Below are 19,797 nucleotides of genomic sequence, written 5' to 3' on the forward strand. Positions count from 1 at the left end.
CCGGCGCGCTGGGGCGGGGGCTTGTTGTAGAATTTGATGTTTACCGTAACCGGCAAGGAACCGACTGCATGTTGCTGATGATCGACAATTACGACAGCTTCACCTACAACATCGTCCAGTACTTCGGCGAGTTGGGTCAGGATGTTCAGGTCTACCGCAACGACGCGATCAGCATCGCCGACATTGCCCGTCTCAAGCCGGACTATCTGGTCATCTCGCCTGGCCCGGGCACCCCCGCCCAGGCCGGTGTTTCGCTGGCGGCGATCGGCGAATTTGCCGGCAAGATTCCCTTGCTCGGCGTCTGCCTCGGTCATCAGGCGATTGGCGAAGCTTTCGGCGGCAAGGTGGTGCACGCCAAGAAACTGATGCACGGCAAGGTGTCGCCGGTGCACCATAAGGATATCGGTGTTTTCAAGGGCCTGCCCAATCCGCTGACCTGCACCCGCTACCACTCGCTGGCCATCGAGCGTGAAAGCCTGCCCGACTGTCTGGAAGTCACCGCTTGGACCGAGGATGGCGAAATCATGGGGGTCCGGCACAAGACACTGGCCGTCGAAGGCGTGCAGTTTCACCCCGAATCGATCCTGACCGAGCGCGGTCACGATCTGCTTAAAAACTTTCTGGACGAACACAAGAAATGACTCCGCAAGCCGCCCTCCAGCGCGTGATTGAACACCGCGAAATTTTCCACGACGAAATGGTGTCGCTGATGCAGCAGATTATGAGCGGCGAGGTTTCGCCGGTGATGATCTCGGCCATCATCATCGGCCTGCGCGTCAAAAAGGAAAGCATCGGCGAGATAGCCGCCGCGGCGACGGTGATGCGTGAGTTGTCTACCAAGGTGCAGGTCGATGACGTGGCGCGGCTGGTCGATACCTGCGGCACCGGGGGCGATGGCGCCCATACCTTCAATATTTCGACTGCCGCGATGTTCGTCGCCGCCGCCGCCGGGGCGCAGATCGCCAAGCATGGCGGACGTTCCGTATCAAGCCAGTCGGGCAGCGCCGATGTCCTCGAGTCGCTCGGCGTTAATATCAATCTGCAGCCCGCTCAGGTCGCCCAGTGCATTGCCGAAACCGGCGTCGGCTTCATGTTTGCCCCGAACCACCACAGCGCCATGAAGCATGCCGCCCCGGTGCGCCGCGAACTCGGCGTGCGGACCATCTTCAATATTCTCGGCCCGCTGACCAATCCGGCCAATGCGCCGCAGCAGGTGCTGGGCGTTTTCCACGCCGATCTGGTCGGCATCCTGGTGCGCGTGCTGCAACGCCTCGGCAGCACCCGGGCGCTGACGGTATTCGGCCGCGAAGGCCTCGATGAAATTTCCATCTCCGGCAGCACGCTGGTCGGCGAATTGAAGGATGGCCGGATCAGCGAATACGAAATCCACCCGGAACAGTTCAATCTGCCGGTGCACGATCCGAAAGTGCTGCGCGTCGCCAATGTCGAGGAATCGAAAGCCGTTCTCCTCGGCGCCCTCGACAACAAGCTCGGCGCGGCGCGCGACATCGTCGCCCTCAATGCCGGAGCCAGCATCTACGTCAGCGGTCAGGCGGCAACGCTGGCCGATGCCGTCGATCAGGCGTTCGAGATGATCGTCTCCGGTGCAGCGCGCGCCAAGCTCGAACAGTTCATCAACAGCACCAAGCAATTCGCATGAGCGACATTCTCAACAAGATCGTCGCCACCAAGCGCGAGGAAATCGCCGCCGCTCTGGCCGTCAAACCGTTCGCTGCCGTTGAGGCCGAAGCCGCCGCCCAGTCGGCGCCACGCGATTTCGTCGGCGCCATTCGACGCAAGATCACTGGCGGCCAGCCGGCGGTGATTGCCGAAATCAAGAAGGCCAGCCCCTCGAAAGGCATCATCCGCCCCGACTTTCAGCCGGCCGAAATCGCCCGCAGCTACGAAGCGCACGGCGCCGCCTGCCTGTCGGTGCTGACTGATCGCCAGTACTTCCAGGGCTGCCCGGAATACCTGCAGGCCGCCCGCGCCGCCTGCCAGTTGCCGGTGCTGCGCAAGGATTTTATGGTCGATGCCTATCAAGTGGCCGAAGCGCGTGCCATGGGCGCCGACTGCATCCTGCTCATCGCCGCCGCGCTGACGCTGCCGGAAATGCAGGCACTCGAAGCCCAAGCACAGGCTTACGGCATGGCCGTGCTCGTCGAAGTGCATAACGGCGAAGAACTCGATGCCGCGCTGCAACTGAAAACCCCGTTGCTCGGCATCAACAACCGCAACCTGCGCACCTTCGAAGTGACGCTCGATACAACACTTGGCCTGCTCGCCCGCGTTCCGGCCGAGCGTATCGTCGTTACCGAAAGCGGCATCATCAAGCCGGAAGACGTCGCATTGATGCGTGCCAACAAGGTTGAAGCCTTCCTGGTCGGCGAAGCCTTCATGCGCGCCCCTGAGCCGGGCAGCGAATTGGCGCGTTTGTTCGCCTGAGTGCTGTTGCGCCGAAACAACAAAGCTCGGCTGAATCATCTTCCGATGCCAAACACTCGTTGCTACTGCCTTCCGCTCTTTGCGACAATCGCTTTCAACTTCTCAATCCGAGAGGTAAAGCTTAATCGGTTCGCAAGATCGGATTAAAAACTAACCACTAAGGAGATTTTCTGATGCAAAAGAAGATTATTGCTCTGGCCATCGCTGGTCTGGCTTCTACCGCTGCTTTCGCCCAATCCAACGTCACCATCTACGGTATTGCTGATGCTGGCGTTTTCTACGTCCATAACTCCAAGGGTACGGATGGCATGGCCGTTCAATCCGGTGTTCTGGCTGGCTCGCGTCTGGGTTTCAAGGGCACGGAAGATCTGGGCAACGGTGTCAAGGCTGTGTTCGTTCTCGAGCAAGGCTTCAACATCGATAATGGTTCGCAAGCTTCCGTTGATAACGGTGCTTTCCAACGTCAAGCTTTCGTCGGTCTGGACTCCAAGGCCGGTACGCTGACCCTTGGTCGTCAGTATGCTCCTGCCTATGGCGCTGGTATCCGTAACGACGCTTTCGGCGGTTCTGTTGTTAGCGCCCTGGTGACCCTGCAAAGCGCAACCGGCACCTCCGCCGTCGTTGGCAGCAATGCTCGCTGGAATAACTCCATCAAGTACGTTTCCCCGACTATCGCTGGCTTCCAAGGTGAAGCAATTTACCGTGCTGGTGAAGGCGGTAACGATATGGCTTCCAATGAAGGTTACGGCATTGGCCTGCGCTACGCTGCTGGTCCGGTGAATGTTGATTACGTCTTCCAACACGCTGACACCTCCCTGACCGGTACCGGCGCTCTGTGGGCGAACGTTGCTGGCGGTATTGAAGAAGTCCATTTCGTTGGCGCTAGCTTCGATGCCAAGGTTGTGAAGATTGTTGCCACGGCTCAATTGTCCGACTTCGGTGGTAAGCAGCTGCAGCAAGCTGCTCAGACCGAACTGTACTCCCTGGGTGCAGTGGTTCCGGTTGGTAAGGGCAACATCCACGCTAACGTTGCTTACCTCGACCAGAACGGCAAAAACCGTACCTCGGCCGGCGGTTCCGCTACTAGCTACGCTCTGGGTTACACCCATCCGCTGTCTAAGCGCACCACCCTCTACACCGCTGTGAATTACACCGATCTGTCCTATGGTGCAAAGTACGCAGCCCTGGCTGGCGGCACCACTGCTAACTCCGCTCTTGGCACCCACAATGCTGCCAATGCTGTTGGTGGTTTTGGTGACGGCACGACCTTCGGCGTTGGTATCAACCACGCTTTCTAATCTGACTTAATCGTCTTTTTAGATTAGAGAACGGACGCTTCGGCGTCCGTTTTTATTTGCCTCTTCTGTTTCGTAAGTGATTTAGCAAGTTGGGGTGGCGCCAACAGGCGCACCTTGTGCAATAGGTCGAACAAGGCATCAAGGTCTTCAGTCGTAAGCGCCGAATCATTCAAGTGGTCTGTTTGCGCATTTCCTGCTGTTGCTGACGCAGGGGACTGCTCTTGGCTTGATCGAGTATTGGTTCGTGCTCCGCTTCTCAGCGGTAAACAAAAAACCGGGGCTCGCCCCGGTTTTTTTGTTTGATGATTTAGGGTTAGCTGAAGAGGATCAGGTTGTCGCGGTGGATCATTTCGGGTTCGTCGACGTAGCCCAGAATCGATTCAATCTCTGGTGTCGAGTGCCGGGCGATCAGGCGGGCTTCGCCGCTCCCATAGTTGCTCAGGCCACGGGCGACTTCGCGACCTTCCTGGGTGACGCAGGCAACGGCTGCGCCGCGCTCGAATTCGCCTTCGGTGCTTAAGACGCCAATCGGCAGCAGGCTTTTACCGGATTTCAGGGCGTTGATCGCGCCGTCGTCGAGAATCAAGCGCCCGGCAAGTTGCAGGTGGTCGGCCAGCCATTGTTTGCGTGCGGCAAGTGCCTGGGTTTGCGAGACGAGCAGCGTGCCGACCGATTCTCCGTTGGCTAGCCGAATGATCGGGTCTGTCTCGTGACCGCTGGCAATGACCGTGTGTGCCCCACTGCGGGCGGCGCGTTTGGCGGCGATCACTTTGGTGATCATGCCGCCCTTGCCGATCGAGGTGCCGGCGCCGCCAGCCATGGCTTCCAGTGACTCGTCGCCGGCCGTGGCTTCGCGGATCAGCGTCGCATTAGGATCCTTGCGCGGGTCGGCGGTGTACAGGCCGATCTGGTCGGTCAGGATGATCAGGGCTTCGGCTTCGATCAGGTTGGCCACCAGGGCGCCCAATGTGTCGTTGTCGCCGAACTTGATTTCATCGGTGACGACGGTGTCGTTCTCGTTGATGATCGGTACCACACCGAGTCGAAGTAGCGTGATCAGGGTCGAGCGGGCGTTGAGATAGCGCTTGCGGTCGGCCAGGTCGTCGTGGGTCAGGAGAATTTGCGCGGTCTGCAGGCCATACTTGGCAAAGGCGCCTTCGTAGACCTGAACCAGTCCCATCTGGCCGACGGCAGCGGCGGCCTGCAATTCATGGACTGATTTCGGGCGTTTTTCCCAGCCGAGGCGCTGCATGCCGCAGGCGATGGCGCCGGACGAAACCAGCACGACCTCCTTCCCCTGCTGCTGGAGAACGCTGATTTGACGCGCCCAGTCGTCGATTGCCGCGAGGTCGAGGCCGGCTCCGTTGTTGGTAACCAGCGCCGAGCCGACTTTGACGACGAGGCGTTTGGCTTTGGCGAGGCGGGTTTTGTTCATGCGTCTTCGTTGCTGGCTGTTTCGGGTTCGTCGTCATCGACTTCCGGGCGAGCCATCTGTTCCAGGGCTTCCTGGATCGCATAGATCAGCGGCTTGGTGCCTTCGCCGCTGATGGCGGCAATCGGGAAGTAGGGGCCGTCGTACTTGGTGGCTTTCTTGTAGGCCTTGAGGAAGTTTTTCACCGCTGCTTCGCGGTCTTCCTCGGGAATCAGGTCGAGCTTGTTGAGGACCAGCCAGCGCGGCTTGTTGGCCAGTTCCGGGTCGTGCTTGATCAGTTCGCCGACGATCGCCTTGGCGTCGCGGACCGGATCCGAATCCGGGTCGATCGGCGCAATGTCCACCAGGTGCAGCAGGATGCGCGTGCGTTGCAAGTGCTTCAGAAAGCGGATGCCGAGGCCGGCGCCATCCGCGGCGCCTTCGATCAGGCCCGGTACGTCGGCCATCACGAAACTCTTTTCGGAGTCCACGCGAACCACGCCGAGATTCGGGTGCAGCGTCGTGAAGGGGTAGTCGGCAACCTTCGGGCGGGCTGCGGAGATGGCGCGGATTAGCGTGCTTTTGCCGGCGTTGGGCAGGCCGAGCAGGCCGACGTCGGCGAGGACGCGCAGCTCAAGCGTCAGCTCGTGTTCTTCGCCTTGGTCGCCCTTGGTGCACTGACGCGGGGCGCGATTGGTGCTGGATTTGAAGTGGATATTGCCGAGGCCGCCTTTGCCGCCTTTGGCGAGCAGGACCTTTTTATCGTGCTGGTCGAGGTCGGCGAGGATTTCCTCGGTGTTCAAATCTTTGATCACTGTGCCGACCGGCATGCGCAGGATGATGTCGTCGCCGCCGGCGCCGTATTGGTCGGCGCCGCCACCGTTCTCGCCTCGCTTGCCGATGAACTTGCGGGTGTAGCGATAGTCGACCAGGGTATTGATGTTGCGGTCGCCGACAACGTAGATGCTGCCGCCGCGGCCGCCGTCGCCACCATTTGGGCCGCCCATCGGGATGTATTTTTCGCGGCGGAACGTGGCCGCGCCGTTGCCACCGTCGCCGGCCTTGACGTAGATTTTTGCTTCGTCGATAAATTTCATGTTCCGCCTCTACATCCGGCCCAGGGCCACGTTGCCATCACCGGAAAATCCGGCGACATAAATTAAAAAGCCCTATCCGGCGGATAGGGCTTTTGTTTCCGCCGTGCCGAATTTATTCGGCGGCAGGAACGATGGTCACCACGCGGCGCTTTTTCAAGCCCTTGATGGAGAATTGAATGACGCCGTCCTTCAGTGCGAACAGGGTGTGATCCTTGCCGCAGCCAACGTTTTCGCCCGGGTGGAATTCAGTACCGCGCTGGCGAACGATGATGTTGCCGGCGAGAACGAACTGACCACCGTAGCGCTTGACGCCGAGTCGTTGGGCATGTGAGTCGCGGCCGTTACGTGAACTACCGCCTGCTTTCTTGTGTGCCATTTATTAGCTCCTTGTCTGAACTTAGGCGGCGATCGAATCGATGCGCAGTTCGGTGTAGTTCTGACGATGGCCTTGATGCTTTTGGTAATGCTTACGACGACGCATCTTGAAGATCTTGACCTTGTCGTGGCGGCCGTGGGAAACCACGGTGGCTTTAACGGTGGCGCCAGCAAGGAAGGGGGCGCCGATCTGTACCGACTCGCCTTCGCCTACCATGAGGATCTGGTCAAGGGTAACTTCTGCGCCAACGTCTGCCGGTATCTGTTCTACTTTAAGTTTTAGACCATTGGTAACGCGATACTGCTTACCGCCGGTTTTTATGACCGCATACATGGGTTGGACTCCGAAAATAATACAAAGGGTGCTACAAAGAACCGCGCATTATACGGAAAACTGCCACGAAGTCAAAGCCTTGTGGTGCGCTTGTGGTAAACTTTCGGCCTTTCCACCACCTCTCTTCCCCGGTCCTTCTCCCAGCGGCCGAGGAGGGATTCGAGAGTCGCTACGACTCCGCAAATCTGGAGCTATACATGGCTGAAATTACCACGGCCTCCGGCCTGATCTACGAAGATTCCGTTATTGGCGAAGGCGCCGAGGCCAAAGCCGGCGACCACGTCGTCGTCCATTACACCGGTTGGCTGACCAACGGCAGCAAGTTCGATTCGAGCAAGGACCGCAACGATCCTTTCGATTTTCCGCTCGGCCAGCGCCATGTGATTTCCGGTTGGGATGAAGGCGTCCAGGGCATGAAGATCGGCGGCACGCGCAAGCTGACCATTCCGCCCGAACTCGGCTATGGCGCCCGCGGGGCGGGCGGCGTAATTCCGCCGAATGCGACGCTGGTCTTCGAGGTTGAATTGCTCGGTATCCAATGAGCGATTTCGGCAACGAGCGTAAACCCAAACGGCCACCGAGCGATGCGGCCGGTGGCGACCCGTGGGCCAAGTGGCGGCAGCCGGAGGGTGCGGCGACGCCCGCACCGGCACGGAAGCCGCGTCCGGCCCCGGCTCCTCAAGCGGCAGCCGGTCGGGACGACGGCGAGGTAGAAAGTAAGGCGGAAGTGCCGCCGGTGCCCGCGGTGCGCGAGCGTCCGACGGGGACTTTGAGCCCGATTAAATCCGCCGTGCCGGCCAGAACGGCTGAAAAACGGCCGTTCAAGAAGCCGTCTGCGGCAACTACGCCGCCTCGTCCGCGCGATCAGATGCGGGGTGGGAAAGCGCGCGATGCGCGTCCGCTGGCCCGTGCTGACCGTGCGCCGGTACCCCCGCGACCGCCGCGCGACCCGGCCGATGTGCCGGAAGGTGTCCGGTTGTCCAAGGTGATGTCCGAACGGGCGATGTGTTCGCGGCGCGAGGCGGATCTATGGATCGAGCGCGGCTGGGTCTTCGTCAATGGCGAGCAGATTTCCGAACTGGGTTCGCGTATCGATCCCAATGCCGAAATCTCCATATCCAAGGAAGCCAAGCTGGATCAGGCCAAGCAGGTCACCATCCTGCTCAACAAGCCGATCGGTTATGTTTCCGGCCAGCCGGAAGCCGACTGCAAGCCGGCGGTGACGCTGATTTCAGCCGAAAGCTGGGTTCGCCAGTCGGGCGATCCGGAGTTCAAGCCGTGGATGTTGCGCGGTCTGGCCCCGGCCGGGCGGCTCGACATCGATTCGACCGGCCTGCTGGTGTTCACCCAGGATGGCCGGATCGCCAAGAAGCTGATTGGCGAAGACAGTCTGGTGGAAAAGGAATACCTCGTCCGGGTCAGTGGCGAGATGATTCCCGGTGGCCTGAAACTCTTGCAGCATGGCCTGGAACTCGACGGCAAGCCGCTCAAGCCGGCCTGGGTCAAGCAGTTGAACGAGGACCAGTTGCACTTCATCCTGAAGGAAGGGAAGAAGCGCCAGATTCGCCGGATGTGCGAACTGGTCGGACTGCGCGTCATCGGCCTCAAGCGGGTACGCATCGGCCGGGTCAAACTGGGCGATCTGCAACTCGGGCAGTGGCGGTTTTTACGGCCCGACGAGTCGTTCTGATTGCTGCTGGCAACAAAAAGCCCGGTCGCTGAACCGGGCTTTTTTTCGCGCGCAGTGTGCGATCAGGCCGGCTTGTTGCCGATCATCACGGTCGCTTCGCCTTCGATGACGACGGTTTCGCCGACCTTGCAGGTCGTTTCGAGGATGACGCGCTTCTTGGCGGCGATGACTTCCTTGACGGTGACCGTGGTCTTCACGGTGTCGCCGGGGCGGACCGGGGCCTTGAACTTCAGGGTCTGCGCCAGATAGATGGTGCCGGGGCCGGGCAGGTGGGCGCCGAGGACGGCCGAGATAAAGCTGGCCGAGAGCATGCCGTGGGCGATGCGGCCACCGAACGGCGTGGTCTTGCCGAACTCTTCATCGAGATGAACGGCGTTGGTATCGGTTGAGACGCCAGCGAACAGAACGATATCGGCATCGGTGATGGTCTTGCCAATGGTCGCACTCATGCCAGGCTGCAGGTCTTCGATGTAATAGGTCATGGCTATTTTCTCAGGGTTATGAAATTTGTTATTTGAACTTTAGCATGCCAGACGGGCATTTTCCTGCCGCGATTCGGCGCGGTTTATTCGGTGCGCAAGGCTTCCACCGGGTTGAGGCGGGCCGCATTGCGTGCCGGTAAAACGCCGGCGGCGAGACCGATGGCAATGGCGACGCTCTCGGCGAGCAGGACGAAACTGAGCGGCGTGTGTACCGGCAGGGTGGGTAGTGCGAAATGGATCAGCTGGGCGAGGCCGATGCCGAGCAGCAGGCCGAGCAGGCCGCCGAGCGCCGAGAGGGCCACCGCCTCGCCGAGAAAGAGCAGCAGGATGGTCCGCCGGGGGGCGCCGAGGGCGACCAGCAGGCCGATTTCGCCGGTCCGTTCGGTCACCGCAATGGTCATGATGGTGACGATGCCGACGCCGCCGACGAGCAGTGAAATGCCGCCGAGCGCGCCAACCGCCATGGTCAGTACGTTGAGGATGTTGGACAGCGTTTTCAGCATCTCTTCCTGGGTGACGATGGTGAAATCCTCGCGGCCATGGCGGGCGATCAGGCGTTCCTTGATGGCGCGGGCGACAATGGCCGAAGGCACGCCTTCTTCGGCAGCGACGTTGATCTCGTCGACGCCCTCGCGATTGAACAACTCCTGGGCACGGGCGGCCGGAATGAAGACGGTGTCGTCGAGGTCGATGCCGAGGAACTGGCCTTTGGCCGCCATCACGCCGATCACCCGGAAATGCAGGCCGCCGATGCGCAGGCGCTGGCCAAGCGGGTTGTCGCTGCCGAACAGCTCGTTCTTGACCTTGCTGCCGAGCACGACGAAGGCACGGGCGCTGCCTTCGTCGTCGGTCGGCAGGAACTGGCCGCTTTGCAGTGTCGAGCGGAATATTTTCGGCAAATTGGCATTGACGCCGTAGATCAGCGTCCGCCGCGTCCGGCCGTTGCCTTCGACCTCGGCGTTGCCGCGCACGTTGGGGGTGACGGCGAGGATATGCGGCAGGCGGTGCAGTGATGTGGCATCTTCGAGTGACAGCGGCCGGGCGCTCGACGGCAGACCGTGTGCGGTACCGCCCGTCTTGGTCTTGCCGGGATGGATGCCGATGACGTTGGTGCCGAATTGCGAGAATTCACCGAGGACGAAGCGATGGATGCCTTCACCGATCGAGGTGAGCAGGATCACCGCGGCGATGCCGACGGCAATGCCGAGCAGCGTCAGGAAGCTGCGCAGGCGCTGGGCGGTGATGGCGCGCAGGGGGAGCTGGAGCGAGTCGGCGAGGAGCATGGCTAATGCTTCATCAGGGCTTGCACCGGATCGAGCCGGGCAGCCTGGCGGGCCGGCATGACGCCGAACAGCAGGCCGGTCAGCAGCGCCGTGGACAGTCCGGCGATCACCGCCCAGTCGGGCGGGTAGGCCGGAAACACCGGAAAGGCCTGGCGCAGGGCAAAGGCGCCGAGCTGGCCGAGCAGGTAGCCGACGACGGCGCCGACCGTGGACAGCATCGCCGCCTCGGCCAGAAAGGCCAGGCGGATGGTCCGCGCCGTGGCGCCGAGCGCCTTGAGCAGGCCGATTTCGCCGGTGCGCTGGGTGACGGCGACGAGCATCACGTTCATCACCAGGATGCCGGCCACCGCCAAGCTGATCGCGGCAATACCGGCGACGCCCATGGTCAGCGCGCCGAGCAGCTTGTCGAAGGTGGCGAGGATGGCATCCTGGGTGATCACCGTGACGTCTTCCTCGCCGCGATGGCGCTGCTTGAGGATTTCCATCGCCTGCTCCTTGGCGTCGGGAATCGCCTCGCGGCTCCTCGCTTCGACCAGGATGCGGAACAGCGTGTTGGAATTGAACATGGCCTGGGCCAGCGAAACCGGCACGATGACCAGTTCGTCGGTATCCATGCCGAGTCCCTGGCCGACCGACTTGAGCACGCCGACGACGCGCAGCCGGCGGTCGCCGACGCGGATCAGCTTGCCGACGGCGGGCTCGTTGCCGAACAGTTCTTCGCGAATCTTCGCGCCGATGACGGCGACCGGCGAGCCGCGATTCCAGTCCTCCTCGGGCAGGCCGCTACCCTGGGCCAGCTCGAAATTGCGGATCGGAATGAATTCGCTGGTCGCCCCGGCCACCATGATTTCGCGCAGGCGGCCACCAAAACTGATTTCCGAGGTGCCGACGGTGAGCGGTGCGACGCGGCTGACCGCCGGGGCGCGGCGCAAGGCGCCGGCATCGTCGATGGTCAGGTCGCGCGGTGTCGTGGTGATGGCGTTGGCCGGGTTGAAGCCGCCGGTGCCGGAACGGCCGGGCAGCACAATGACGAGATTGGTGCCGATCGACGAGAACTGGCCGACGACGTAACGCCGGGCGCCGTCGCCCAGCGCGGTGAGGATGACAACGGCGGCGACGCCGATCGACATGGCCAGCACCGAGAGCGTCGTGCGCATCGGGTAGCCGGCCGCCGCATCGCGGGCGAAGCGCAGGGTGTCAGCCAGGCGCATCGGCAGTGGCCCCGCTGTCGTGCCGCAGCCGCCCGTCCTCCATCACCAACTGGCGTCGAGCGCGGGCGCCCATGGCCTGGTCGTGGGTGACGACGACTAGCGTGACGCCGCTGGCGTTGAGCGCTTCGAGCAGGTTGACCACTTCCTCGCCGGTGTGGCGGTCGAGGTTGCCGGTCGGCTCATCGGCCAGGATCAGCGCCGGTTGCATGATGGTGGCGCGGGCAATGGCGACGCGTTGGCGCTGGCCGCCGGACAGCTGGTCGGGCCGGTGGTCGGCGCGGTTTTCCAGCGCGAAGCTGGCCAAGGCGCGGGCCACGCGGTCGCGCCGCTCCTTGGCCGGGATGCCGGCCAGCATCATCGGCAGGGCGATGTTCTCGGCGGCACTCAGGCGCGGCACCAGATGAAAACTCTGGAAGACGAAGCCGATGCGCTCGCTGCGCACCTGCGCCTGCTCGTCGGGCGACAACGTCGTGACGTCGCGGCCTTCCAGTTGATAAGTGCCGGCATTGGGCCGGTCGAGCAGGCCGAGCAGATTGAGCAGGGTCGATTTGCCGGAGCCGGAAGGGCCCATCACGGCGACATATTCGCCGGCGGCGATCGATAAGTTCAGCGCGTTCAGCGCGTGCACCGTCGAATCGCCGAGCTGGAAGACGCGCTCGATGCCGCTCAGTTCGATCAGCGCCATGCGCTCACCTGGCCTTGGCTTTGTCGTCCGGCGTCACCGTCGCACCGGCCTTGACGCCTTCCTTTTCGAGCGAGGTGACGATGCGCTCGCCGGCCTTCAGGCCTTCCAGCACTTCGCTGTACTCCCAGTTGGTCAGGCCGGTTTTGATCTGCCGCTCTTCCAGTTTGCCGCTTTCGGCGTTGAACAGCAGCACCCGGCCGCCTTCCTGGATGGCGGCGGTCGGAATGCGTAGCACCTTGTCGCGGCCGCTGAGGATGATCTCGACGTCGGTGCTGTAACCGACCAGCAGGGCGGCGGCCGCCTCGGGCTGGTCGAAGTCGACTTCGATATCGACGGTCCGCGCCTGCTTTTCAACCGCCGAGACATAAGGCGCGACGCGCCGGACCTTGCCCGGCAGCGTTTGCCCGGGCAGGGCGTCGAGGGTGATGCGGACCGGCTGGCCGGGCTTGATTTTCGGGGCGTCGACCTCGTCCATCGGCGCCTTGACATAGAGGCAGGAGTCGTCGATCAGGTCGATGGCCGGCGGCGTCGGCACGCCGGGCGGCGAGGGCGTCGAATACTCGCCCAGTTCGCCGACGATCTTCGCCACGGTGCCGTCGAACGGGGCGTACAGCGCGACGCGCCCCTGTTCGACGCGGGTCGCCTTGAACCGGGCCTGGGCCTGGGCGATGTCGGCCTTGGCCGTATTGCAGCTGGCGCGGCGGACTTCGGCATCGGTTCGGGCGGCTTCTTCACGACTGGTCGAAACGAATCCCTTTTTGCGCAATTCGGTCTGCCTGCTGGCTTCCTTTTCGGCGTTCGTCGCGGCAATGCAGGCTTCCTCGGCGCGTTTGCCGGCCAGCACGATCTGCGTCTGGCTCAGCGCAGCCTGGGCCTGCTGGTCGTCATTCCATAACTTGAGCAACAACTGCCCCTTCTTGACCTTGTCGCCTTCCTTGACGCCGAGGAACTCGATCCGGCCGCCGACGATGGTCGACAGCTTGGTGCGCTGGCAGGCTTCGACGGTGCCGGCCCGGGTGTTGGCCAGCGTCGCTTCGACCTTGCCTTCGGCAACTTCCTTGAGGACGACCGGAATCGGCTTGGGGCGGTTGAACCAGAACAGCCCCAGGCCGAGCAGGACGACGATGGTGACGACGATCAGGATACGGCGCATGCGGGATTCCTAACGAAAGCCGGGGAGCCAGCCGGATTGGGCATGCGCCCGGTCCGGTTCGAGCGCTCCCTGGTAGAGCGCCTCGATGACCGGCGGTTCCGGCCAGGGCTCATTCATGAAAGTCAGGCCGATTTCTTCGACGGTGCGCCCCGACCAGTAGTGTTCGGCTACTTCATCGAGGGCGCTGAGCGACAGACTGTGCGGCAGGCGCAGGTAATCGAGCCAGCTGGCGTCATGGAAGGAGCACAGATAGGCGCCGGTGGTCGTGGCGCAGGAGAGATTCTTACCGAATACGCGTTGCGGATGCTTGCTCCGGAAGGTCATCGCATCGGTTCGCGTGGCGAACAACAACAAGGCGTGCAGGCGGCTCGGGAAATGGTTGTAGCGGCGCTGGCGGAAATATTCCAAGTGATATTCGGCGAAGTAATTCTGCACCGAAACCAGCTGGTCGCCGGCCGTCGGCCCGCCGCCTTCCGGCGACGACAAGGTGGCGCCGAACGGGCTGCCCTTGAGAATGTCCCAGCCGGGCAAGTCGCTTCCCGGCTCGAGCCAGCAGAAAAGCTCAAGGGTTGCGGTGTCCTTGATCAGGTTATCCATGGGCCGAATGGGTAATGGGGCATTGCGCTATTCTGAACGATAGCCGGGCATAGACCAACAAGGCCGGCAAAGATAAATTCGACGGTTGCCGGCAAGTGAATTGGCATATGATTCAATTCACATAAAACGCCGAATCGGCAGGAGACAAAGTGATTTCTGCAGTGGGGTCTGGCCCATTCGCTTGGGCCGACAAAGGAGCCGCGTGAATCTGCGTCGGGCCTTTCTCGCCGTTTCCTTATCGCTGACCGGCATGTTGGTGCTGATCGGCGGGGTGACGTTCGGCGCGCTCTCCGGTTTCAACGAGGCGAGCGCGGCGACCCGGCATCGGCAGAGTTCGATGGCCCTGATGGACGAGGTGCGGCATGAGGTCGATCTGCTCGGGCGGCTGGTCAGTTCCTACATCAGCACAGCCAACCCGCGCTTCCTGATCTATTACTACGATATTCTCGCCATTCGTGAAGGGGCCAAGCCGCGACCCGAAAATTTTTCGGCCGCTTATTGGGAGCAGGTGATTGCCGGGACGAAAGCGCACCTCTCGCCGACCGCCGGTCAGGTTCGGCCGCTGGTCGAGCGGACCGCCCAGCTCGGCTTCGATGTCGGCGAGCAGGCGGTGGTGCAGCGGATACACCAGATTACCGAGCAGATGAAGCAGATCGAGCAGGTGGCATTTGCCGCGACCCAGGGGCTCTACGATCCGGAGGCGCAGGAATTCGTCTCGGAGGCCAAGCCGCAGCGCGAGTTTGCCGGCGCCTTGCTGCATCAGCCGCCCTATCTCAAGCTGCGCGCCGAACTGGCGCTGGCCGTCGAGGAACTGAGCGGGCTGGTCGATCAGCGGACGGCGAGCAATCTGCAGCACGCCTCGGAAGCGCTGCAAAACTGGATTATCTCAGCCATTTTCCTGCTGATCGGCACCGGCCTGGTGCTTCTGCTTTGTTACCGTTACCTGCAAAGGCATTTGCTCGATCCCCTGACCTTGCTGCATCGAACGGCCACGGCTTTGGCCGGGAAATCCTTCGGCGCGCGGGTCGGCGATGTGCATGGCGTCGATGAAGTGCAGGCTTTGGCGACGACGATGGACGGCATGGCGGCAGCCATCGAGGCCGACATCCGGCAGCGCGAAAACGTGCAGCAGGCATTGCTCGAAGCCCGAGCGAAAGCCGAGGTAGCGACCGAGGCCAAATCGATCTTTCTGGCCAACATGAGTCATGAGATCCGGACGCCGATGAATGCCATTCTCGGGATGGCCTATCTCGCCATGAAATCCGGGCTGCCGCCGCGCGAGCACGAGTACGTCGCCAAAATCCATGCGGCGGCGCGTTCGCTGCTCGGCATCCTCAACGACATTCTGGACTTCTCGAAAATCGAGGCCGGCAAGGTCGCGCTCGAGGCCACCCAGTTCGAGGTCGAGTCGGTCGTCCAGAATGCCCTGTTCATGGTGCAGCACCGGGCCGAAGGCAAACACCTCGAGCTGATCCTCGATTACCGGCTGGCGCCGGATTTTCCGGCGTTGATCGGCGACCCGTTGCGCCTGGGGCAGATCTTGATCAATCTGCTGACCAACGCCGTCAAATTCACCGAAGCCGGCCATGTTCGGCTGACGGTCAGCGAGCGGAGTCGCGAGGCCCGGATCTCGACCCTGGTTTTCAATATCGAAGATACCGGGATCGGCATGACGGCCGAGCAGGTAAGCCGGCTGTTCCTGGAGTTTACCCAGGCCGATGGTTCGACGACCCGGAAATATGGTGGCACCGGTCTCGGCCTGAGCATATCCAAACATCTGGCCGAGGCGATGGGTGGTGAAATTGCCGCCGAAAGCGTGGTCGACCGTGGCAGTGTGTTCCATTTTTCCGTGCGCCTGCCGCTCGCCGCCGACGTGGCGCTCGACCAAGATGCCGGTCCGATCTGCCAGCGGGCCATGGTGGTCGATGACTACCCGGCGGCGCGGGACAGCATGGCCGACATGCTGGTCACACTGGGTTGTCGGCAGGTGGATCGCTCTTCCAGCGGCGAGGATGCCCTGGCCCGCCTGGTCGCCGCCAGCGCGGCGGGCCTGCCCTACGATGTGCTGTTGCTCGACTGGTTGATGCCCGGCATCTCGGGGAGCGGGGTGGTCGAAGGGCTGCTGGCGCAGGGGATCGCCTTGCCGAGAAAAACCATTGTCGTGTCGGCGGCGGATGCCGCGCTGTTACGGGCCGAAGTCAGCCAGCCGGGGGTTAGCGAGTATGTCCAGAAGCCGTTGCTGCCCAACGTCTTGCGGCGCATCTGTGGTGCAGCGGCGAGTCCGGAAAGCCCGCCGGTTTCCGAGTACAAAGGGTTGCGTTCCGGGCGGCTGGCCGGGATGCCGTTGCTGCTCGTCGAGGATGACGAAATCAATCGGCAGGTGGCCAGCGAAATGCTCCGCGGCTGGGGAGCCAGGGTCGATATCGCCGTCAATGGACAGCTCGCGCTCGACCGGCTGTTCGCCTTGCCGCCCGATCATTACGCGGCCGTTCTGATGGACCTCGAAATGCCGGTGCTGGACGGGCGCGAGGCGACGCGGCGAATTCGCGCCGATGCCCGCTTCAAGGACCTGCCGATCCTCGCGATGACGGCGCACGCGTTGGGCGGCGACCGGCAACGGCTGGCGACGCCCGGCATGGACGCTTACATCGTCAAGCCTTTCGAGCCGGAGGCGCTGGTCGAGGCGCTTCGCCCCTATTTACGGCAGGCGGAAACGGCGCCGGTGTCGGCCATGGATATGCCCGCCAATGCCCGGGAGCTGCCTTTCATCGAAGCGCTGAATGCCATGCCGGAGATCGATTCAGCGCTGTTGCTGCGCCGCTTCAGTGGGCGAATTCCCTTCGTGGCGCGGTCGCTTAAGCACTTTGCCGGGGACGGCCGGCGGTTTGTCGGCGAGTTAAAGGAAGCCATGGCAATCGGCGATCACGAAACCGCGCAGCGACAAATTCATTCTTTCAAGGGGCTGGCCGGAACCTTTGCCATGACGTCCCTGCAGCAGGCCGTGGTCGCCCTTGAAAACGCGATCAAGGCCGGGGCTGCCAATCCGTCCGGCGAAATTGCCACGGTCGATGAGCTGTTGCGGCCGCTGCTCGACAAGCTGGATCGATTGCCGGGCGTCGCCAGCGAGCCTGCGCCACCTGCCATTTCTGCCAACCTCAATGGCTTGCTCGATCGCTTGCGCCGCCACCTCAGCGAAGGCGATGGCGAAGCCGAAGAGTTGTGGCGCAGCAACAAAGCCCGCCTCGCCGTCCTGTACTCCCCGCTGCAACTGGCGGCGATCGAGCGTGCCATCAATCAATGGAACATCGACGAGGCGCTGGCCGCCCTGGCGAACACCGCGCCACGTGAGGAGACCCAATGAACCCCGATAGCCGACCGACCGTGCTGGTCATCGACGACACGCCGGCCAACCTGAGCCTGCTCAACAATCTGCTGCGCACCCAGTATCGCGTCAAACTCGCCAACAGTGGGGAGCGCGGGCTGGAGTTGGCGACCAGTAAACTGCCAGACTTGATCCTGCTCGACATCATGATGCCGGAGATGGATGGCTACGAGGTCTGCCGGCGCCTGAAGGCCAACCCGGCAACGGCCGGGATCCCGGTCATCTTTCTCACCGCGAAGACCGATGCCGCGGATGAGGAGCTGGGTTTCGAACTTGGCGCAGTCGACTTCATCCACAAGCCGATTGCCCCGTCCATCGTCCTGGCCCGGGTGCGCACCCATTTGCAGATCAAGGGCTGGCAAACCTTCCTGGAGGACCAGAGCGCCTGGCTGCAGGCCGAGGTCGAGCGCCAGGTCAGCGAAGTGCTGCATCTGCAGGAGGCCTCGATCCGGGTCATGGTGTCGCTGGCCGAGTTTCGCGACGAGTGCACCGGCAACCATATCAGGCGCACCCAGACCTATGTCCGGCTGCTGGCCGAGTTTCTCAGCAAACAGGAGCGGGATCGCGCCTTCCTGACGCCGGAGCAGATCGACCAGATCGCCAAGGCCGCGCCGCTGCACGACATCGGCAAGATCGCCATTCCCGATCACATTCTGCTCAAGCCGGGCAGGCACACGCCGGAAGAGTTCGAAATCATGAAGACCCATGCCATCAAGGGCGAAAGTATGCTGGCCCGGACACGGCACGAAATGGGCGAGGACAACCTGCTGCTCCACTTCGCCAGCCAGATTGCCCGCAATCACCATGAACGCTGGGACGGCACCGGCTATCCTGACCAGCTGCAAGGTGAGAGCATCCCGCTGGCGGCCAGATTGATGGCGGTGGCCGACGTCTATGATGCACTGCGCTCCCGGCGTCCCTACAAGGAGCCTTTCAGTCATGAAGAGGCGGTGCGTCTGCTCGTCGAGCAGCGCGGCAAGCAGTTCGACCCGGCCCTGATCGATGCATTTCTCGCCCTGGAAGACGAGTTTTTAAGGGTGGCGACCTTACTTGCCGACGATACGGTCGACTACAGGGTTTAAAATCCGAAGCAATATGAGATTCAAGTATTTGTTGCCTCTGGCACTCCTTCTTCCGCTAACGGCCGGCGCCGTGGACCTGACCTGGTCGGGCTTCGCGACGCTTGGCTATGCCCAGTCGGATCAGCCGTACAAATATCAGCGCTTCATCGATGACCAGGGCAGCTTCAACCGGGACAGCATCTTCGGCGCGCAACTCGATCTCAAGTTCAACCAGCAATGGGGCGCCACCTTGCAAGGCAAGCTCGCCCCTTCGGTGAAGAGCGATTCGCGCTGGGATGCCACGCTGTCATGGGCTTTCATCTCGTGGCGGCCGGTTGACGACTGGTTGATCCGGGTCGGCAAGCTGCGCCTGCCGTTGATGCTGAATACCGAGAATACCGATGTCGGTGCCACCTTCGATCTTGCCCGCCTGCCGATGGAGGTCTATTCGATCGCCCCGACGACCGACGTGCTCGGCCTGAGCATCAGCAAGACATGGCTCGCCGACCGTTTCGACTGGACGCTCGAGGCCTACACCGGCGAAGCGAAGACGCACTGGCGCTACTACGGGCGGGAGATACATGACGTCACCGTCTCGCCCGGCAGCTGGTTTTTGCCGGTCGATATCAAGAGCAGCGGCCTGGTGCTGACGACGCGCGATATCGACAACACCTTCCGGATCGGGGTGCATGAGGTCGAGGCGACGCGGGGTGGTGAGCCGACGCACGCCGAAATTCCTTTCCGGACGATCGCGCCGGGGGTCGGCTACTATGACCTGAATAGCGGCCGCCGCGTCGATAAACTGCTCATCCCGGTGCAAACGATCGGTGCCAGCTTCAAGCTTCCCGCCGATATCAAGGTGACGGCCGAATATGCCCGGATGGAAGTCAACAGCCTCAGCGAAGGCTTGAGTCGCTGGGGGGCTTATCTGGCGGTGGCCAAGCGCGTTGGCAAGTGGACGCCGTATGTCTATTACGCCAAGATGAAATCGACCGATAGCGCGCTGGAAAAATACAAGGCGATCAACGGAAACACGGTGCCGCCCTTGCCCGCGCCGTACGATGCCAGCCTGATCAACAAGTCGCAAAAACTGGCGGCGGATATCGTCGTCCCCTACGATCAATGGACCGCAGCAATCGGCACTTCGTACCGACTGACGCCAAGCAGCCTGATCAAGGCGGAATGGGCCCATACCCAGAGCGGCATCGTTTCCAGTTTTATCGATGCCGACAGCGCCGACCAGCGCCTCAATGTTTTTTCGCTCTCCTATAGCCTGACTTTTTAAGCCGGCAT

At 62.2% G+C, this 19,797-nt stretch carries 19 protein-coding genes; 9 read left to right on the top strand and 10 right to left on the bottom strand.

Features of this window, described 5'->3' with window-relative positions:
* The first annotated feature begins 68 nt into the window (after window positions 1-68).
* The 4 genes from KI611_RS03645 to KI611_RS03660 all read left to right on the top strand — a co-directional run bounded on the left by KI611_RS03645 (window position 69) and on the right by KI611_RS03660 (window position 3,743).
* On the top strand, window positions 69-641 hold the full coding sequence (locus KI611_RS03645; RefSeq protein ID WP_226418473.1) for an aminodeoxychorismate/anthranilate synthase component II: 573 nt from the start codon (window positions 69-71) through the stop codon (window positions 639-641).
* Window positions 638-1,660 (top strand): anthranilate phosphoribosyltransferase, encoded by a 1,023-nt coding sequence (trpD, locus tag KI611_RS03650; protein WP_226418474.1) that lies wholly within the window; start codon window positions 638-640, stop codon window positions 1,658-1,660. The genes KI611_RS03645 and trpD overlap by 4 nt, the downstream gene beginning before the upstream one ends.
* A complete protein-coding gene (trpC, locus tag KI611_RS03655) occupies window positions 1,657-2,445 on the top strand; it encodes an indole-3-glycerol phosphate synthase TrpC (protein WP_226418475.1) in 789 nt (262 codons plus the stop codon). The genes trpD and trpC overlap by 4 nt, the downstream gene beginning before the upstream one ends.
* Before the next feature lie 173 nt (window positions 2,446-2,618).
* Window positions 2,619-3,743, top strand: coding sequence for a porin (locus KI611_RS03660; RefSeq protein WP_226418476.1), 1,125 nt, complete (start codon window positions 2,619-2,621; stop codon window positions 3,741-3,743).
* A gap of 313 nt (window positions 3,744-4,056) precedes the next feature.
* Here the strand turns inward: KI611_RS03660 and proB are convergent, their stop codons facing one another.
* From proB to rplU, 4 genes are all read right to left on the bottom strand, one after another.
* Window positions 4,057-5,178 (bottom strand): glutamate 5-kinase, encoded by a 1,122-nt coding sequence (gene proB, locus KI611_RS03665; RefSeq protein WP_226418477.1) that lies wholly within the window; start codon window positions 5,176-5,178, stop codon window positions 4,057-4,059.
* Entirely contained in the window at window positions 5,175-6,251 is a 1,077-nt protein-coding gene (gene cgtA / locus KI611_RS03670; protein WP_226418478.1) for an Obg family GTPase CgtA, read from the bottom strand. Before cgtA ends, proB begins: the two co-directional genes overlap by 4 nt.
* Before the next feature lie 112 nt (window positions 6,252-6,363).
* Window positions 6,364-6,627: a 50S ribosomal protein L27 gene (gene rpmA, locus KI611_RS03675; protein ID WP_226418479.1), complete on the bottom strand. Its 264-nt coding sequence runs from the start codon at window positions 6,625-6,627 to the stop codon at window positions 6,364-6,366.
* 21 nt (window positions 6,628-6,648) lie between these two features.
* Window positions 6,649-6,960, bottom strand: coding sequence for a 50S ribosomal protein L21 (gene rplU, locus KI611_RS03680; protein ID WP_226418480.1), 312 nt, complete (start codon window positions 6,958-6,960; stop codon window positions 6,649-6,651).
* Between the two features lie 197 nt (window positions 6,961-7,157).
* Here rplU and KI611_RS03685 point away from each other — a divergent pair, with 197 nt between their 5' ends.
* Window positions 7,158-7,502, top strand: coding sequence for an FKBP-type peptidyl-prolyl cis-trans isomerase (locus tag KI611_RS03685; RefSeq protein WP_226418481.1), 345 nt, complete (start codon window positions 7,158-7,160; stop codon window positions 7,500-7,502).
* Complete coding sequence (locus KI611_RS03690; RefSeq protein WP_226418482.1) at window positions 7,499-8,650, top strand: pseudouridine synthase; 1,152 nt, start codon at window positions 7,499-7,501, stop codon at window positions 8,648-8,650. The genes KI611_RS03685 and KI611_RS03690 overlap by 4 nt, the downstream gene beginning before the upstream one ends.
* A gap of 62 nt (window positions 8,651-8,712) precedes the next feature.
* On the opposite strand, the gene KI611_RS03695 is transcribed toward KI611_RS03690, so the two are convergent.
* The 6 genes from KI611_RS03695 to KI611_RS03720 form a co-directional block, all read right to left on the bottom strand.
* Window positions 8,713-9,132, bottom strand: a complete 420-nt coding sequence (locus KI611_RS03695) for a MaoC family dehydratase (protein WP_226418483.1) — start codon at window positions 9,130-9,132, stop codon at window positions 8,713-8,715.
* Between the two features lie 83 nt (window positions 9,133-9,215).
* Window positions 9,216-10,415 (bottom strand): ABC transporter permease, encoded by a 1,200-nt coding sequence (locus KI611_RS03700; RefSeq protein ID WP_226418484.1) that lies wholly within the window; start codon window positions 10,413-10,415, stop codon window positions 9,216-9,218.
* A gap of 2 nt (window positions 10,416-10,417) precedes the next feature.
* Window positions 10,418-11,626, bottom strand: coding sequence for an ABC transporter permease (locus tag KI611_RS03705; RefSeq protein ID WP_226418485.1), 1,209 nt, complete (start codon window positions 11,624-11,626; stop codon window positions 10,418-10,420).
* Window positions 11,613-12,311, bottom strand: coding sequence for an ABC transporter ATP-binding protein (locus KI611_RS03710; protein WP_226418486.1), 699 nt, complete (start codon window positions 12,309-12,311; stop codon window positions 11,613-11,615). The genes KI611_RS03705 and KI611_RS03710 overlap by 14 nt, the downstream gene beginning before the upstream one ends.
* Before the next feature lie 4 nt (window positions 12,312-12,315).
* Complete coding sequence (locus tag KI611_RS03715; protein WP_226418487.1) at window positions 12,316-13,464, bottom strand: efflux RND transporter periplasmic adaptor subunit; 1,149 nt, start codon at window positions 13,462-13,464, stop codon at window positions 12,316-12,318.
* A 9-nt stretch (window positions 13,465-13,473) separates the two neighbouring features.
* Entirely contained in the window at window positions 13,474-14,061 is a 588-nt protein-coding gene (locus KI611_RS03720; RefSeq protein ID WP_226418488.1) for a hypothetical protein, read from the bottom strand.
* 202 nt (window positions 14,062-14,263) lie between these two features.
* Between KI611_RS03720 and KI611_RS03725 the strand changes: the two genes are divergently transcribed.
* The 3 genes from KI611_RS03725 to KI611_RS03735 all read left to right on the top strand — a co-directional run bounded on the left by KI611_RS03725 (window position 14,264) and on the right by KI611_RS03735 (window position 19,789).
* Window positions 14,264-17,422 carry a response regulator gene (locus KI611_RS03725; protein WP_226418489.1) on the top strand — a complete coding sequence of 1,053 codons (3,159 nt, stop codon included), beginning with the start codon at window positions 14,264-14,266 and terminating at the stop codon, window positions 17,420-17,422.
* Window positions 17,419-18,525, top strand: a complete 1,107-nt coding sequence (locus KI611_RS03730; RefSeq protein WP_226418490.1) for a two-component system response regulator — start codon at window positions 17,419-17,421, stop codon at window positions 18,523-18,525. Before KI611_RS03725 ends, KI611_RS03730 begins: the two co-directional genes overlap by 4 nt.
* 70 nt (window positions 18,526-18,595) lie before the next feature.
* Window positions 18,596-19,789, top strand: coding sequence for a hypothetical protein (locus KI611_RS03735; RefSeq protein ID WP_226418491.1), 1,194 nt, complete (start codon window positions 18,596-18,598; stop codon window positions 19,787-19,789).
* Window positions 19,790-19,797 lie beyond the last annotated feature (8 nt).

It is taken from the genome of Dechloromonas denitrificans (assembly GCF_020510685.1).
Lineage (GTDB): Bacteria > Pseudomonadota > Gammaproteobacteria > Burkholderiales > Rhodocyclaceae > Azonexus > Azonexus denitrificans_A.

Bases quoted from the DNA above. Each gene is read 5' to 3' on its own strand.
- KI611_RS03645 (WP_226418473.1), top strand. From the start codon at position 69: ATGTTGCTGATGATCGACAATTACGACAGCTTCACCTACAACATCGTC.
- trpD (WP_226418474.1), top strand. From the start codon at position 638: ATGACTCCGCAAGCCGCCCTCCAGCGCGTGATTGAACACCGCGAAATT.
- trpC (WP_226418475.1), top strand. From the start codon at position 1,657: ATGAGCGACATTCTCAACAAGATCGTCGCCACCAAGCGCGAGGAAATC.
- KI611_RS03660 (WP_226418476.1), top strand. From the start codon at position 2,619: ATGCAAAAGAAGATTATTGCTCTGGCCATCGCTGGTCTGGCTTCTACC.
- proB (WP_226418477.1), bottom strand. From the start codon at position 5,178: ATGAACAAAACCCGCCTCGCCAAAGCCAAACGCCTCGTCGTCAAAGTC.
- cgtA (WP_226418478.1), bottom strand. From the start codon at position 6,251: ATGAAATTTATCGACGAAGCAAAAATCTACGTCAAGGCCGGCGACGGT.
- rpmA (WP_226418479.1), bottom strand. From the start codon at position 6,627: ATGGCACACAAGAAAGCAGGCGGTAGTTCACGTAACGGCCGCGACTCA.
- rplU (WP_226418480.1), bottom strand. From the start codon at position 6,960: ATGTATGCGGTCATAAAAACCGGCGGTAAGCAGTATCGCGTTACCAAT.
- KI611_RS03685 (WP_226418481.1), top strand. From the start codon at position 7,158: ATGGCTGAAATTACCACGGCCTCCGGCCTGATCTACGAAGATTCCGTT.
- KI611_RS03690 (WP_226418482.1), top strand. From the start codon at position 7,499: ATGAGCGATTTCGGCAACGAGCGTAAACCCAAACGGCCACCGAGCGAT.
- KI611_RS03695 (WP_226418483.1), bottom strand. From the start codon at position 9,132: ATGACCTATTACATCGAAGACCTGCAGCCTGGCATGAGTGCGACCATT.
- KI611_RS03700 (WP_226418484.1), bottom strand. From the start codon at position 10,415: ATGCTCCTCGCCGACTCGCTCCAGCTCCCCCTGCGCGCCATCACCGCC.
- KI611_RS03705 (WP_226418485.1), bottom strand. From the start codon at position 11,626: ATGCGCCTGGCTGACACCCTGCGCTTCGCCCGCGATGCGGCGGCCGGC.
- KI611_RS03710 (WP_226418486.1), bottom strand. From the start codon at position 12,311: ATGGCGCTGATCGAACTGAGCGGCATCGAGCGCGTCTTCCAGCTCGGC.
- KI611_RS03715 (WP_226418487.1), bottom strand. From the start codon at position 13,464: ATGCGCCGTATCCTGATCGTCGTCACCATCGTCGTCCTGCTCGGCCTG.
- KI611_RS03720 (WP_226418488.1), bottom strand. From the start codon at position 14,061: ATGGATAACCTGATCAAGGACACCGCAACCCTTGAGCTTTTCTGCTGG.
- KI611_RS03730 (WP_226418490.1), top strand. From the start codon at position 17,419: ATGAACCCCGATAGCCGACCGACCGTGCTGGTCATCGACGACACGCCG.